Raw genomic sequence first — 13,738 nt, 5'->3', positions numbered from 1 at the left:
CTTTCCCAAGGTTTGGTTTTTTTTGCTAATTATTTATAGAACTAATGTTACGGTTATGCTGCGGTCCTAATGAAAATAACTATCCTTTAAAATATTATATGCGCAATTAACACAATAACAGGCAATGTAATTAACGTACGTAAAAGGAAAATTACAACTAGATCTTTAAAGGAAACTGGAACTTTTGATCCTAATAAAAGCCCACCAACCTCTGACATATAGATTAATTGTGTAACGGAAAGAGCAGCAATAATAAAGCGAGTGATCTCAGCCTCAATGGAAGCTCCAATAACAGAAGGGAGAAACATATCAGCAAAACCAATTAATATCGTTTGGGATGCTTCTTCTGCATATGGTACTTGCATAAGCTCTAACAACGGAATGAATGGCATGCCTAACCATTGGAAAACGGGTGTATATTCCGCTATAATAAGTGCAACTAATCCAAGTGCCATGACAACTGGAGCTACACCCATCCACATATCTAATACATTTTGAAAGCCTTCCTTAATAAACTGATAGAAGCTGGATTCCTTTTTTGCTCGGTTAACTGCCTTTTCGTAGCCAAACGTAAATGAATTATATCCATCAGGAATTTTTTCTTCTATTCCCACTGCTTGTTCATTTATATACGTATCCGACTTTCTTGAAAGTGGAGGGATTCTAGGCATAATTAATGCTGCTATTAAACCTGCCACAAGAACTGTTAAATAAAATGGAACAAACATATGGTCAAGATTAACTTGATCAATTACAACTAATGAAAAGGTTATCGACACAACGGAAAACGTTGTCCCAATGATTGCCGCCTCGCGCTTTGTATAATAACCGTCCTCATATTGTTTACTCGTTAATAGTACACCAATTGTTCCATCACCAATCCATGATGCTAATGCATCAATGGAAGATCTACCTGGTAAGTTAAAAAGTGGTCTCATAAACTTTGTTGAAAGGGTTCCAAATAATTCCATAAGTCCAAAGTTCATGAGAAGTGGTAAAAAGATTCCCGCGAATAAAAATACGGCAAATAAGACATGCAATAAACTATCTAATAATAATTGACCTGTGTTTTCTCCGTGTATTGCTTCTGGTCCAAGTCTAAAATAAACCATAATTGCAAAAACAGCTGCAAGCACTCTAGCGATTGTCCAAAACCAATTTACATAAAGTAGGTTTTGGAAGAATGGCGTTTTTCCCAATCTTTCTCGACCAATTATACGAGCAATCACGGTAAGAACAGCAGTAATAGTAATGATGATCATCATGATGAATGATAGATGATCCGCTAATTTTCCCTGAACCCAATTTGCTAAAAGTGCAATTGGAATGGTAAAGCCACCTTCCGTCTTAATTGGAATAATAAATAATAAGATTCCAAGGATAGAAGGAATAATAAATTTTAAATTTTCTCCTAATGTGTAGGATTTCTTCATGATGAACCACCTTATATCTTTGTCTTCATTAGTATGTTGTTTTCTTTCAATTTCTATCACGTTTACTAGTATAATCATCGCATATATATTTGTCAAAATGTATTTTTATGAATCTTGTAGATTTATAGAATTAAGGATACCAGACAATAGCCTCGATATCATAAACAAACATTTGTTTGAGAGCAAAAAGTACTGGTTTCAGCCATTAAATGTAAGTTCTAATGATTTAATTAGTTATTACTAACCAAAATAATAAAATAGTATTGCGCATATATTCAAACAACTGTATGATATTAGTAGAGGTACAAAGATTGGGGGATTAATAGCGTATGACAAACTACTTGCAAATGTATAAAGACTTTGAGATAAAGTTAGATCGGCAGTTAACAAGTGAAGAAGTTAAGTTTTTGCAGTGGGTTTTTAATCGCTATTTAAAAGATAATAATCAACTACCTGCGTAATAAAGTTTGGATGTTGAGTTATTCCATTCCCTTATAAGCTGAAAGTGGAAGTCTTGAAGTATTCAAGGCTTTTTAATTTTGCCGACACGATAACTTTTCGGTATGATAAAGAAGTATCGTTAAAGAAGATAGGAGTGTATCACGTGGCGGTTGCAAATAATACAATTTTGCAAAAAATGATGTATGAACTAGATCAGGCAAAGCAAAAACAGGATCAAGCGGACATGCTTAAGCATATAGAAAATATACGATTATTATGTGACTTATTTTTACCAGAGGAAAAAAACGAAACGACTTCCATCGAATCACCTGAAGTAAGTGCAGATGAATTAAAAACAATGTTGGGAAAAACACCAAGCTCCAAGCCACAACCAACATATAGAAAGTCAATCGAATTAGATGATGAAGATGGAAATGGGGATTCGTTATTTGATTTTTAGTAGGGGAGTGTAAAGAAGAATGAAGATATTTTTAATACTTGGAGCCATTAATGGCTTTTTAGCAGTTGCCCTTGGTGCATTTGGAACACATGGATTAGAAGGGAAAATATCAGAAAAAGCGATTGGTACATGGAATACAGCAGTTACCTATCAAATGTTCCACACCGTTGCGTTATTGGTAACAGGCTTAATAGGGATGAAGTTTCAATCAGGAAGTCTTGCTACGGCTGGATGGCTATTCCTAATTGGGATTATAATCTTTTCTGGCAGCCTATATATTTACTCCACAACTAGTATTAAAACATTTGCTATGATCACACCACTTGGTGGGCTGGCATTTTTAATCGGATGGATCTTACTAGGATACGCGGTAATGAAATTTTTATAAAAAGATTAACAGGAAAGTTGCAAATAGAAAGAGGAGAAGTGCTCTTACTAATTGCTTGACTCCATGTGTTTGGTTTCGCATGTTCATACCAATTAATCCATCAAAGGCAAGACTTGCTGCAATGCAGTAAAGGCAAAGGATGATGAGTAAGAATATCCCTTGAATTAATGCAATAAGACCAAAAAATAGAGCTAGCCCAATGGCAACCAGCTCACCACGAATGAATTTTTCATATGGATGTCGCATGGATAATCGCCTCACTACGTTCTAAATATACTTTTCTATGTAATAAAGGATGGTACAGCTTGTTTGGTACCATCCTTATTGCTGTTTTTTACTGTGATGAAGAGAATACTTCCGCATCTTGCACTGTGTTTTAGCGTGGAGAATAGGTTGTCATTTGTGCGTTACTTCCAAATGGGTATTCATAATTTAGTTCTTCGTCAAACGTTATATAATCGAGATAAACCATTAACAGTAAGTAACGCTTTCCAGTTTGCGGATCACTAAGTATGATATGATCACGTCCAGCTGCCTCTATAATACCTCTAAATACTTTAGCATTCCATTCGGGATTATTTTCAAATGTCATATACACCGTTGCAACTTTACCGCGGTTTAATCGTAAAATGTTCTCAATATAAGATTGCTCTGCTGGTAGCATTCCTGGTACATTAATAAATGGAGATTGCTGTTGTTGTTGCTGCTGCTGTTGTTGTGGTGGGAATGTGCGCTGGTTATATACTGGATAAAAAGCTGGAGATGCTTGTGGGAAATAATAATAAGGCTGCTGCCCAAAATTTGCATTGTGTTGTGACTTTCCTTGGTTGTCAGTCATTAAAAAACCCTCCTAAATATATTTTTTCTAAAATACCGTTGGACAATCTGTCTGAGTAGGGGCATAGAAACAATGTGCTTTAAATCTTCCACTGTTCCATTGGTTAAACCACTGAGCTGGACAATTACCCTCCGGTCTAAAAAACCATAATGAATTGGTTGCGGGATGAAATCTTTCTCCATTAATTGTTCTGCGAGCTAATCGTTTTTCAGGATCCCTGGCCCGTTGATAAAAATATCCCTTTTGTGTTGCCTCAAAACCACCAGGACTTTGATAAACCATATCGTTAATGTTTCAAATGTCCTTATAGTCTAAACAGTCACCACGAACGCGATTAACGCCTACGTTTCCACTCATAAGCATTCCTAAATTTCCATCACCTTCTGCCTCGGCTAGCATTAAACGTGCTAATAAATCGATGTCCTTATCGGTATGTTTGATTACTGCCATCCGTACACCTTATTTCATCCAAGGTCTACTATGATTATATGTATGAGTGGGCGGAAAGTGATATGCCTAGAGAAATTAATTGGGAAAAAGTTATAGGAGAACAGAGTAGGGCGCTAAAAGGTATGTGTTAGTACCATTTTACTAGGTTTACATAATGCTTGGTAAGGTAAAGTGCAAACATTAGAAAAGGAATCGACTAGTTAAACATCCGATCGTATACTTCATAAGAAACCTCGAAGATTGGACCACTATCCAAAAACTCTATCAAAGACTCAATCCGAAACTTCAACAATATTAGACATAAACCCTGATTTTCTGTGGAGAATGGGATAAATCCTAAAAAGAAAAGACTTCCTGTCGAAACAGAAAGTCTTCAAATTTTGCGTTAAACTTCCATTAATTGAGCAATTTCTTCTTTCTTCAAAAGGTTACCTACAAAGAACTCACCAAATTCGCCATAGCGTGAGCTTACTTCATCAAAACGCATTTCGTACACAATTTTCTTAAATTGTAATGGCTCATGGGCGAATAATGTTACGCCCCATTCCCAGTCATCCAGACCAATGGAACCAGTAATGATTTGTTTCACTTTACCAGCGTACTTACGGCCTGTTTTACTGTGCTCATAAAGCATCTTACCACGTACATCTTTTTCTAATGTGTACCAGTTTTCATCGCCAACACGACGGCGGTCCATTGGATAGAAGCAAACATGCTCCCATTTTGGTAGAATTGGCTTTAAGCGAGCTTGTGTCTCTGGTAATGTTTCTGGATCAATACCATCCTTTGCAGGACGATATTTAGAAAGCTCCACTACAGATACATAAGAGTGTGCAGGTGTAAGGTATTCTGCGAACTTAGATTTATTTAATTCTGTTTCTAATTCATTCAATTCTTCCATTGTAGGGCGTAGGAACATAAACATTAAATCTGCTTTTTGTCCTACAATTGTATACATAGCGTGAGAACCGTTTTTTGCTTCTTCTACAGCATCCCACTTTTCTACTAGTGCTTCAAAGCTTGCGACAGCTTCTTTTTGTTCTTCTGGAGTAGCGTTTTTCCAAAAGCTCCAATCTATTGTACGGAAATCATGTAGGCTATACCAACCATCCATTGTTTCGACAGCTTCTACCATATGTATCTCTCCTTAATAAGTTAAAGTGTAATAATTATTATCATAAGTTTACTATATCACAATTAAAAGTCATAATCATGAAAGAGGTCTTCGGACAATACTTGGTGAAATCCTAATAAATCAGGGTTTTGTCGTGCTTGTCACGATATTGTCATAACTAAAAGTGGAGCCAATTATTTAACATGGACCCGTATTTATACTATCATGTATTCTGGACCAAAGTTATATGCAACTTTTCAAATAGTTGATACATATTAAGAACATACGATAATTGGAGGTTGGAAGATGAGTAATTTATTTGAAGAAGTGAAAACCCAAGTTAGTGGTAAGAATAAATCGATTGTATTCCCAGAAGGGTTAGATGAGCGGATCATTATTGCAGCTAGCAGACTTGGAAAAGAAGGTGTCCTTAAACCAATCTTAATTGGAAATCCGGAACAAGTTCAGAAAAAGGCTGATGAATTAACTGTCGAATTGGGCGGGATTACGATACTTGACCCGGGCAGTTATGAGAAATTTGATGAGATGGTACAGCAATTTGTCGAACGTCGAAAAGGGAAAGCGACAGAAGAAGATGCTCGAAAAATGTTACTGGATGAGAATTATTTCGGTACCATGCTGGTATACATGAATGAAGCGGATGGTCTTGTTAGTGGTGCAGCGCATTCTACTGCTGATACGGTGCGACCTGCACTACAAATCATTAAAACTAAAGAGGGTGTTAAGAAAACATCCGGTGTATTCATCATGGTTCGTGAAGATGAGAAGTATGTATTTGCTGATTGTGCGATAAATATTGCACCTGATAGTGAGACTCTAGCAGAAATTGCTGTGGAGTCAGCCGTTACAGCAAAACTATTCGGTGTTGATCCGAAAGTAGCCATGTTAAGCTTTTCAACAAAAGGTTCGGCAAAATCCCAGGAAACAGAGAGAGTTGTTGAAGCATTACAATTAGCAAAAGAGAAGGATTCATCCCTTGTAATTGATGGGGAATTCCAATTTGATGCTGCATTTGTCCCAAGTGTTGCGGAAAAGAAAGCACCAGATGCTGTAATCAAAGGAGATGCTAATGTATTTATTTTCCCTAGTCTAGAAGCTGGAAATATTGGCTATAAGATTGCTCAACGTCTTGGTGGCTTTGAAGCAGTTGGACCGATTTTACAAGGATTGAATAAACCAGTTAATGATCTGTCCCGTGGATGTAGTGCAGAAGATGTCTATAATCTGGCGTTAATTACGGCTGCTCAGGCTCTATAAATTATAGGAAAAATGCCCGCGATAGAAAAATTCTGTTGCGGGCATTTTTATAGGTTAATATAGGTTTTAGGAAAGTATGAACTACAACATGTACCTCCTATTCTTTAATGTATTGACATTTAGTATTTTTACGCTATATTTAAAGAAAATAAATTGGCGTGAACATATGAAGACCAGTAATCCTGTTACAAGATACTTATTACGTAAAATGGCTACTAATGGGGAAAAGATAACTAGTATACTAATATTAGGAGATTTTAAAATATGGGGAAGTCGAATATCAAAAAAATACCTGCTTTATTTGGAGCTCTACTAATGATTTTTCTTGTGGTTATATTGATACAGAATATTGGTGAAAGTGTCGCAGATAAATCAAAACTAGATAAAAGTAGCAACTCTGAGGCACCAAACTTCTCCGCTACAGCATTAAATGGTGATGTGGTCAATCTACAAGATTATAAAGGAAAAGCAGTCTTACTTAACTTCTGGGCCAGTTGGTGTTACCCATGTCGAAATGAAATGCCACTTATTCAAGATTCTTATGATAGCTACAAGGATCAAGGATTAGAAGTATTAGCGATTAACTTTCGAGAAAAAGAAGATGCCATTCAGCAGTATTTGGACGAAAATCCTTCATTTGATTTTCCTATTCTATTAGACGACGGAACAATTAATGACCAGTATAAGGTACAAAATTTACCCACTACATTTTTCGTAAATCCCGATGGAACTATAGAACGTTATTATATGGGGGAGTTAAATGAAGAATCCCTACATGTTTTCATCCAAGAAATACTCGAATCAGAATAACTTCAATTAATACATGTTATATCTATTTTCCCTATAATAATCCAAATCAGTAAAAGGGGATTGAATTTAGATGGATAAACACTTATTTCTTTTTGGTGGAGGATCACCTTTCACCAAAGCGTTTGCTAAAAAATTTGCAGAATTAAGTACTGGAGGGCCAATTGCCATTCTTTTCTTAAATGGCGGAGAACCGATTATTCCAAGGTATACGAATCTACTAGAGGAGTTCCATCATCATGAATTCACCAATATACCACTCCCACTTACTTTAGTAGAAAAAGCTATTAATCTAATAAATCAAAGTAAAGGAATCATAATTTGTGGTGGAGATTCCATTGGCTACGCAGAAAATATTGTGGACACACCTATTTCTGAAGCGATACGAGGAGCATATGAAAATGCAGTACCAATAGCGGGTTTTTCTGCAGGTGCTTTAATTAGTCCAGAGGTTTGCGTTATATCAGCACGTGATAGTGGGCTTGAGAAATATTATAAACGGGACGGGGTAGGATTACTCTCGGACACGTTAATTGCTGTTCACTTCACCCAATGGGACGAGCAGGATCATTTAAGACAGATTACTAGTGACTTCCCAACTACTTATAATTACGGAATCGATGAAAACACAGGTCTCTACTTTAAAGACGATAATCTGCAGGAAATAGAGGGTGGGGGCGTTTATTCCATTAAAGAAGGAAGCTTAATACAAATTCATTAAGCTTCCTTTAGCCATTCCGATATCTTTTCATTTCTCTTTATCATCTGTTCATACCTCTTCTCAAACACTTCAAGTTCATCCTCGGAAAAAGGTATTTTGACAACATCACTCAATTCTTGCAAAGCAGACAAAACCCGTTGTTTTATTGTCTTGACGGTTATCGGTATTCCAGTCAGATTCGACAGAGAACCCATTACATCGGGATTAACTTTAGGATAGTCGAATTTTGTTTCTTCCCCTTTTTTACTTATATGATAAAAGTTTCGAATGAGGGAAGCACGCTGATGACTATCTCCTTCAATATCTAGATAGATTTGAATCGCAGCACCGTCACGAACACGACGCTGAGAAATTCCTGCAAACTTTTTTCCATTTATACTCAAATCATAATCACCAGGACAGTAAGATTCGACAATTTCATAAGCCTCAATTTCCTTTGTCACATCTTGGAGCATGTATTGGATCAAACTAACCATCGCCTCATAACATTCATGAATCGATAAATGCTTAACACCTGGTAGGACAAGGGAAAGATTAAGAACCCCCTCATCAAGAGCAACAGCAAGTCCACCAGAATTTCGCACCACCACATGATAGCCCTCGCTTGCTAATATTTTAACTCCTTCTTCGATATAGGGAAGGCGAGCATCGGGAATCCCGAGCACAATGGTTTTTGGGTGTACCCATAATCGTACTGTTGGTGGAGAATTTTCTAGACTAACGGAAGTAGCTAGTGCATCATCGATTGCAAATGAAGTTAAAGCGGTGTTCGACACATGATGAAAAAATTCTTCCTCTGTGTGATCGATGTATCTGAATGTCGTATGGTGTATGATATCTTGCCAATTTTTCATTATGATCTCCTTCATAAGTTCCGAAATATGTCTTTTTTCCCCTGACTAACTATTATATAATTATAATAACAAAATCGACCGATAGAAACGAGTTGAAATAGTGTGGCCTATAAAGATGAACAACTGAATGAGGAAAAGGTATTTAAGGACCCTGTTCACCGGTATGTACATGTACGTGACCGTGTTATATGGGATCTAATTGCAACACCGGAATTCCAACGTCTCCGTAGAATTAAACAACTTGGAACGACAAATATCACGTTCCATGGGGCTGAGCATAGTAGATTTAATCATTCCTTAGGGGTTTATGAAATAGTGCGTCGAATTATCGATAATTTCCAAGGGAGAGCCCATTGGAATAACGACCAACGTTTACTCTGTATGTGTGCGGCATTACTCCACGATTTAGGACATGGTCCATTCTCACATTCCTTTGAAAAAGTATTCAAACTTGATCATGAGTATTATACACAAGCAATTATTTTAGGTGATACTGTTGTCCATCAAATTCTAGAACGTGTAACCCCTGGATTTGCGCAGGAAGTGGCGGATGTTATTGCAAAAACACATTCGAATAAGCTTGTTGTTAGCTTAATCTCTAGTCAGATTGATGCGGACCGTATGGATTATTTGCAACGTGATGCTTATTTCACAGGGGTAAGCTATGGCCACTTTGATATGGAACGGATATTACGTGTTATGCGCCCAATAGAGGACCAGGTCGTTATTAAATCTTCCGGTATGCATGCCGTAGAAGATTATATTATGAGCCGTTATCAAATGTACTGGCAAGTATATTTCCACCCAGTAACCAGAAGTGCAGAAGTTATTTTGACGAAAATACTTCACCGTGCTAAACACTTATATGAAATGGACTATAATTTCAAACTACAGCCAACACATTTTCTGTCCTTTTTCTTAGGAAAGGTGTCCCTAGATGAGTATTTAAAGCTTGATGAATCAATTGTTCATTACTACTTCCAACTATGGCAGGAGGAAGATGATAAGGTTTTAAGCGACCTGTGTGAACGATTCATGAATCGACGATTGTTTAAATATGTCGAGTTTAATCCTAATAAGCAAATTAATGATCTGATGAGACTGATTCAACTTTTCAAACAAGCAGGTATTGATCCAGAATATTATCTAGTGGTCGATTCATCCTCTGATTTACCATATGACTTTTACCGTCCAGGTGAGGAAGAAGAAAGACTTCCAATACACTTATTAATGCCGAATGGCGCATTGAAAGAGCTTTCGAGACATTCGGATATTGTGGAATCTATTTCAGGTAAGAAACGAACAGATCATAAATTGTATTTCCCGAAAGACTTTTTATATGCAATAGAAGATGAAAAAATTATCCAAGAAATTACAGAAATTCTATATCGCAAGGAGTTGTAATCATAAATGCTTGAAAATCATGCAAAGCTCATGCGGTTTTTTTCTGAAGCAAAGCAGGTTACTGGGAGAAAAAAACTGCAAAAAATGGTATATATTTTACAATCATTTGGTATCCCATTTGAGGAGAAATTTCAGTTTCACTTCTATGGACCATATTCAGAAGAACTTACATTACGTATTGAGGAATTGTGCAACCTAGGTTTTATCAATGAAGAAAAAGAAGTCAAGAGCAATTATTTTCAATATCATTATTCATTAACTAATGACGGTACACAATTTTTAAATCAATTTTCCGTTCATATGCCGAACTGCTCGGGAAGTATTGAGCTTCTACAAGGAAAAAGCTCGCGTTTTCTTGAACTTGTCTCAACTATGCTCTATTTCAAAGACTTATCAAAAGATGAAGTTGAGGCAAAAGTACATGATGTGAAACCGAAGCAAAAATACAGTGAAGAAGAATTGGTCGAGGCTTGGAAGTTGATCGATGAGCTAGCTTTGAAGTTGCACTAGGTTTCGAAAGGTGAAATTGGTTGGCAGGCTATGCTACAATATGTGGTAATGAGGTTGTATAGGAGGTTGACCGATGAGTGAAGAGAAAAAGAACCAATTTACAATAATAAAGGATGACTCCAATGATGGACATGGCGGGTACGGTGTAGGAGCAATCAGCTTAGAAAACATGTCTTCTGTCATTGTAGATCCAAATGAAGACAAAGCCTATGTGGATATGGGTGCTATGCATGCCCGAAGTGATGTAGAACGCCGTGTTAAATGGCAATCAGATAAATCCAAGGTACCAAATGGATTACTATACTGGATTGTATGGGTAAACGTGGATCGCAATGAAAATGGCCCTTATTATGCCGGGGTTACTGGATGCGAAATCCAAGTGGATCGTCCCAATAAAATTGCTTATAAATCGATGGCCGAGCATGTGAAACATATGGAGAAATCACTCAAGGGTCATATCATCGTCGAACATATGGATGAACATTCCAGACATTTATTACGAGATTTCTTAAAAGAGTTTAAACCAGAATTCTGGGAAAACTCTACAGATGAATTAAAAAATAGTTTAGCATAATCCTCAGAAGACTAGCAGCTAGAAATTGGTTGCTAGTCTTTTTTGTTTAAAATTACTAGTGAGTAAAAGACAGGTGGAAATAGATAAAAGTGAATAAATTGTGTCTGAAAAATGAAACTTTAACTAAAATGTTGTACTTTACTCCAGAAATTTGTAAACTAATTAGTACATGGGCTTACTCATGTATTACTAGGACAAAAAAGAAGCCGACGACTTGCAAGCTGGACACTTGCAGTACGTCGGCTTCTTTTTTGTACGTGTATTGGTGGGGATGTTGTGCTAGGGTGAGGGATCGTATGCCTCGATAATATGGAGCATGTGCCTACCCAACCCTAATCACTCAAAAAACACCTCAAACCACCGCTGAAACAATCCTTTTTCTTCCTCATAATCATGCTCTAATTCACCATAAAAGTGCTCGGAACAATGGAAATCAGGCTCAGTACCTTTTTCAAAAAACATTACGGTACTAACCGGACAGTGTGGTGTTGCACGTAAACCAGTTTCCGGGTCGATTGGAACAGCAACTAGACCAGCAGGTGCTTCAAAGTTTTCCTGAGGCTTACCCTCGTGGGCACTTTCCATAAAATCTGCCCATATATCCTTGGAATAGGATCGTTCGGGCATTTTGGTGATGGTCCGGTTGTCATCATACCCAGTCCAAACTCCGGCCACAAGTGTAGGGCTAAAGCCTATCATCCAGCTATCCGAATCAGTTGAGCCAGTTTTGCCAGCGTATGTACGAGATAATTGGTCTGATAGTGAAATTCCTGTGACGGACATATATCCGTTTAATGACTCGTCAAATGTTCCTGTCAAAAGCTGGGTTAAGATAAAGGCGTTTTGTGGATCAAGTGTTTGTTCCTTTTTAGAATCATCGCGCTCATACACAGTCTTTCCTTCCCGGTCAACAATTTTTTTTATTGTATGTCCATCAATCTTTTTACCGCCATTAGCTAGCATCCCATATCCGGAGACCATTTCCTCGACAGTTACGGTTGCCGTTCCAAGGGCAAGAGAAGGTACTGATGGCAGATCGCTTGATATCCCAAATTGTTTAGCGGAATCAATCAAGGTTTCTACACCTAAATACATATTTGTTTTAACGGCGTAAATATTATCGGATAACGCCAGAGCTTGGGCTAAGGTAATGGGCTCATTGGCATAATATCCATTAAAATTACTCGGTTGATAGACATTTCCATCCTCGATTTCAAATGTAGTAGGTTTACTTGTTAGCATGGTAGTAGCCGTATAGCCATTTTCTAATGCTGCATAGTATAAGAATGGCTTGAATGTAGAACCAGGCATTCGTTTTGCTTGGATTGCTCGATTATATGGACTGGACCGATAGTCACGTCCACCAACTAATCCACGAATTGCACCGTTTTCTGGGTCGATTGCAACAGCACCCACTTCCATCTCACTTGTTTCAGCAATTGTTTTAGCTACACTTTCTTCTAGCTTCTTCTGCATGTCTATATCCAATGTGGTATAAATTTGATACCCACCTGACCGTACTAATTCTTGATCAAGCTCTAACCGATTGGCTGCTTCTGTTAAAACTGTATCTTGAAAGTAAGGGCCAACAGTTAGTTTCTTTCTTTCCTTTGGATCGGCATATACCAGGTTTTCACGACTGGCTAAATAATAATCTTCATCAGAAATGGCATTTTCTTCGTTCATTACAGAAAGGATTTGCTTTTGTCGGTCTGTTGCCCGTTCCAAATCATTTAAAGGAGAGTAGTAGGTTGGACCTTTTGGAATTCCAGCAAGCATTGCAGCTTCAGAAATTGTCAGTTCATTGGCCGACTTATTGAAAAAATGAATACTGGCAGCTTCAATTCCGTATGCTCCGTGTCCATAATAGACCGTGTTAAGATATCCTTCTAAAATTTCTTCCTTCGAGTAATACATTTCAAGACGAATAGCGTAAAATGCTTCTTTCAGTTTTCTTGCCCATGTTTTTTCGTGGGAAAGAAAAAGGTTTCGGGCATACTGCTGGGTAAGGGTACTTGCTCCTTCTTTTAAGGACATTGTTTTAATATCCTTCATAATAGCCCCGATAATGCGTTTGAAATCAAAGCCATTATGCTGAAAAAATCGTTGATCCTCAATCATCAATGTTGCATTAATAACATGAGGTGACATTTTCTCCAGACCAACCCAATAACGATTTTCTACACCTTGTTCTTCTCCAATCACCTCTTCTTCTATGCTATAATAAATCGTATTTTGTTCATTCATTAAGTTGGGTGGTCCAAGTAAAAGAGCTACAAGGTATATCAGTAAAATAGAAGATACCGCTGTTAGGGAGATGCCAAGTATTGTTTTTAATAGAATGCGGTTTATCTTTTTACGCAGGAAACTTTTCTCCATATTCAAGACTCCATCTGGTTTTGTCGTAATCTGTCAATTATTATCATTATGGGTGAATATTCAGGGAAATAAACTTCTAATTATATA

The 13,738-nt window shown here is 37.3% G+C and carries 14 protein-coding genes and 1 pseudogene; 8 read left to right on the top strand and 7 right to left on the bottom strand.

From position 1 onward, the window contains the following. Window positions 1–86: 86 nt before the first annotated feature. The gene (locus TY11_RS06130; protein ID WP_042143968.1) at window positions 87–1,433 is read right to left on the bottom strand and encodes a YjiH family protein; all 1,347 of its coding nucleotides are present in this window, start codon (window positions 1,431–1,433) and stop codon (window positions 87–89) included. 604 nt (window positions 1,434–2,037) lie between these two features. On the opposite strand from TY11_RS06130, the gene TY11_RS06125 reads away from it, so the two are divergent. Together TY11_RS06125 and TY11_RS06120 are read left to right on the top strand one after the other, a co-directional pair. Continuing rightward, window positions 2,038–2,334: a YwdI family protein gene (locus TY11_RS06125; RefSeq protein ID WP_042143966.1), complete on the top strand. Its 297-nt coding sequence runs from the start codon at window positions 2,038–2,040 to the stop codon at window positions 2,332–2,334. A 19-nt stretch (window positions 2,335–2,353) separates the two neighbouring features. Then, complete coding sequence (locus TY11_RS06120) at window positions 2,354–2,722, top strand: DUF423 domain-containing protein (RefSeq protein ID WP_042143964.1); 369 nt, start codon at window positions 2,354–2,356, stop codon at window positions 2,720–2,722. Here TY11_RS06120 and TY11_RS06115 read toward each other — a convergent pair. The 4 genes and pseudogenes from TY11_RS06115 to hemQ all read right to left on the bottom strand — a co-directional run bounded on the left by TY11_RS06115 (window position 2,717) and on the right by hemQ (window position 5,145). Continuing rightward, window positions 2,717–2,968, bottom strand: a complete 252-nt coding sequence (locus TY11_RS06115; RefSeq protein ID WP_042143962.1) for a hypothetical protein — start codon at window positions 2,966–2,968, stop codon at window positions 2,717–2,719. The two genes, TY11_RS06120 and TY11_RS06115, sit on opposite strands and share 6 nt — an antisense overlap. Window positions 2,969–3,098: 130 nt before the next feature. Then, window positions 3,099–3,560 carry a spore coat protein GerQ gene (gerQ, locus tag TY11_RS06110; protein WP_042143960.1) on the bottom strand — a complete coding sequence of 154 codons (462 nt, stop codon included), beginning with the start codon at window positions 3,558–3,560 and terminating at the stop codon, window positions 3,099–3,101. Between the two features lie 27 nt (window positions 3,561–3,587). Beyond that, window positions 3,588–4,010, bottom strand: a pseudogene (locus TY11_RS06105) (cell wall hydrolase). Between the two features lie 385 nt (window positions 4,011–4,395). Continuing rightward, on the bottom strand, window positions 4,396–5,145 hold the full coding sequence (hemQ, locus tag TY11_RS06100) for a hydrogen peroxide-dependent heme synthase (RefSeq protein ID WP_042143958.1): 750 nt from the start codon (window positions 5,143–5,145) through the stop codon (window positions 4,396–4,398). A gap of 285 nt (window positions 5,146–5,430) precedes the next feature. On the opposite strand from hemQ, the gene pta reads away from it, so the two are divergent. The 3 genes from pta (at window position 5,431) to TY11_RS06085 (ending at window position 7,930) form a co-directional block, all read left to right on the top strand. Continuing rightward, window positions 5,431–6,402, top strand: coding sequence for a phosphate acetyltransferase (gene pta, locus TY11_RS06095; protein ID WP_042143957.1), 972 nt, complete (start codon window positions 5,431–5,433; stop codon window positions 6,400–6,402). A gap of 264 nt (window positions 6,403–6,666) precedes the next feature. Continuing rightward, the gene (locus tag TY11_RS06090; RefSeq protein ID WP_052345762.1) at window positions 6,667–7,212 is read left to right on the top strand and encodes a redoxin domain-containing protein; all 546 of its coding nucleotides are present in this window, start codon (window positions 6,667–6,669) and stop codon (window positions 7,210–7,212) included. Between the two features lie 70 nt (window positions 7,213–7,282). Beyond that, window positions 7,283–7,930, top strand: a complete 648-nt coding sequence (locus TY11_RS06085) for a Type 1 glutamine amidotransferase-like domain-containing protein (RefSeq protein WP_042143956.1) — start codon at window positions 7,283–7,285, stop codon at window positions 7,928–7,930. Here TY11_RS06085 and TY11_RS06080 read toward each other — a convergent pair. After that, window positions 7,927–8,784: a lipoate--protein ligase family protein gene (locus tag TY11_RS06080; RefSeq protein ID WP_042143955.1), complete on the bottom strand. Its 858-nt coding sequence runs from the start codon at window positions 8,782–8,784 to the stop codon at window positions 7,927–7,929. The two genes, TY11_RS06085 and TY11_RS06080, sit on opposite strands and share 4 nt — an antisense overlap. 102 nt (window positions 8,785–8,886) lie before the next feature. On the opposite strand from TY11_RS06080, the gene TY11_RS06075 reads away from it, so the two are divergent. The 3 genes from TY11_RS06075 to TY11_RS06065 all read left to right on the top strand — a co-directional run bounded on the left by TY11_RS06075 (window position 8,887) and on the right by TY11_RS06065 (window position 11,272). Next, window positions 8,887–10,188, top strand: coding sequence for an HD domain-containing protein (locus TY11_RS06075; protein WP_042143953.1), 1,302 nt, complete (start codon window positions 8,887–8,889; stop codon window positions 10,186–10,188). Window positions 10,189–10,194: 6 nt separating this feature from the next. Continuing rightward, a complete protein-coding gene (locus TY11_RS06070) occupies window positions 10,195–10,698 on the top strand; it encodes a YwgA family protein (protein ID WP_042143951.1) in 504 nt (167 codons plus the stop codon). 73 nt (window positions 10,699–10,771) lie between these two features. Beyond that, on the top strand, window positions 10,772–11,272 hold the full coding sequence (locus TY11_RS06065; protein ID WP_042143948.1) for a YwhD family protein: 501 nt from the start codon (window positions 10,772–10,774) through the stop codon (window positions 11,270–11,272). Window positions 11,273–11,608: 336 nt separating this feature from the next. Here the strand turns inward: TY11_RS06065 and TY11_RS06060 are convergent, their stop codons facing one another. After that, window positions 11,609–13,651 (bottom strand): transglycosylase domain-containing protein, encoded by a 2,043-nt coding sequence (locus TY11_RS06060; protein WP_052345761.1) that lies wholly within the window; start codon window positions 13,649–13,651, stop codon window positions 11,609–11,611. Window positions 13,652–13,738 lie beyond the last annotated feature (87 nt).

Origin of the sequence: Paucisalibacillus algeriensis (assembly GCF_000577245.1) — a bacterium.
Lineage (GTDB): Bacteria > Bacillota > Bacilli > Bacillales > Amphibacillaceae > Ornithinibacillus.
The sequence above is the reverse complement of the archived record's forward strand: the minus strand, read 5'-3'. Positions and strand labels throughout refer to the sequence as shown.

Bases quoted from the DNA above. Each gene is read 5' to 3' on its own strand.
- TY11_RS06065 (WP_042143948.1), top strand. From the start codon at position 10,772: ATGAGTGAAGAGAAAAAGAACCAATTTACAATAATAAAGGATGACTCC.
- TY11_RS06130 (WP_042143968.1), bottom strand. From the start codon at position 1,433: ATGAAGAAATCCTACACATTAGGAGAAAATTTAAAATTTATTATTCCT.
- TY11_RS06085 (WP_042143956.1), top strand. From the start codon at position 7,283: ATGGATAAACACTTATTTCTTTTTGGTGGAGGATCACCTTTCACCAAA.
- pta (WP_042143957.1), top strand. From the start codon at position 5,431: ATGAGTAATTTATTTGAAGAAGTGAAAACCCAAGTTAGTGGTAAGAAT.
- TY11_RS06080 (WP_042143955.1), bottom strand. From the start codon at position 8,784: ATGAAAAATTGGCAAGATATCATACACCATACGACATTCAGATACATC.
- hemQ (WP_042143958.1), bottom strand. From the start codon at position 5,145: ATGGTAGAAGCTGTCGAAACAATGGATGGTTGGTATAGCCTACATGAT.
- TY11_RS06090 (WP_052345762.1), top strand. From the start codon at position 6,667: ATGGGGAAGTCGAATATCAAAAAAATACCTGCTTTATTTGGAGCTCTA.
- TY11_RS06115 (WP_042143962.1), bottom strand. From the start codon at position 2,968: ATGCGACATCCATATGAAAAATTCATTCGTGGTGAGCTGGTTGCCATT.
- TY11_RS06060 (WP_052345761.1), bottom strand. From the start codon at position 13,651: ATGGAGAAAAGTTTCCTGCGTAAAAAGATAAACCGCATTCTATTAAAA.
- TY11_RS06070 (WP_042143951.1), top strand. From the start codon at position 10,195: ATGCTTGAAAATCATGCAAAGCTCATGCGGTTTTTTTCTGAAGCAAAG.
- TY11_RS06120 (WP_042143964.1), top strand. From the start codon at position 2,354: ATGAAGATATTTTTAATACTTGGAGCCATTAATGGCTTTTTAGCAGTT.
- gerQ (WP_042143960.1), bottom strand. From the start codon at position 3,560: ATGACTGACAACCAAGGAAAGTCACAACACAATGCAAATTTTGGGCAG.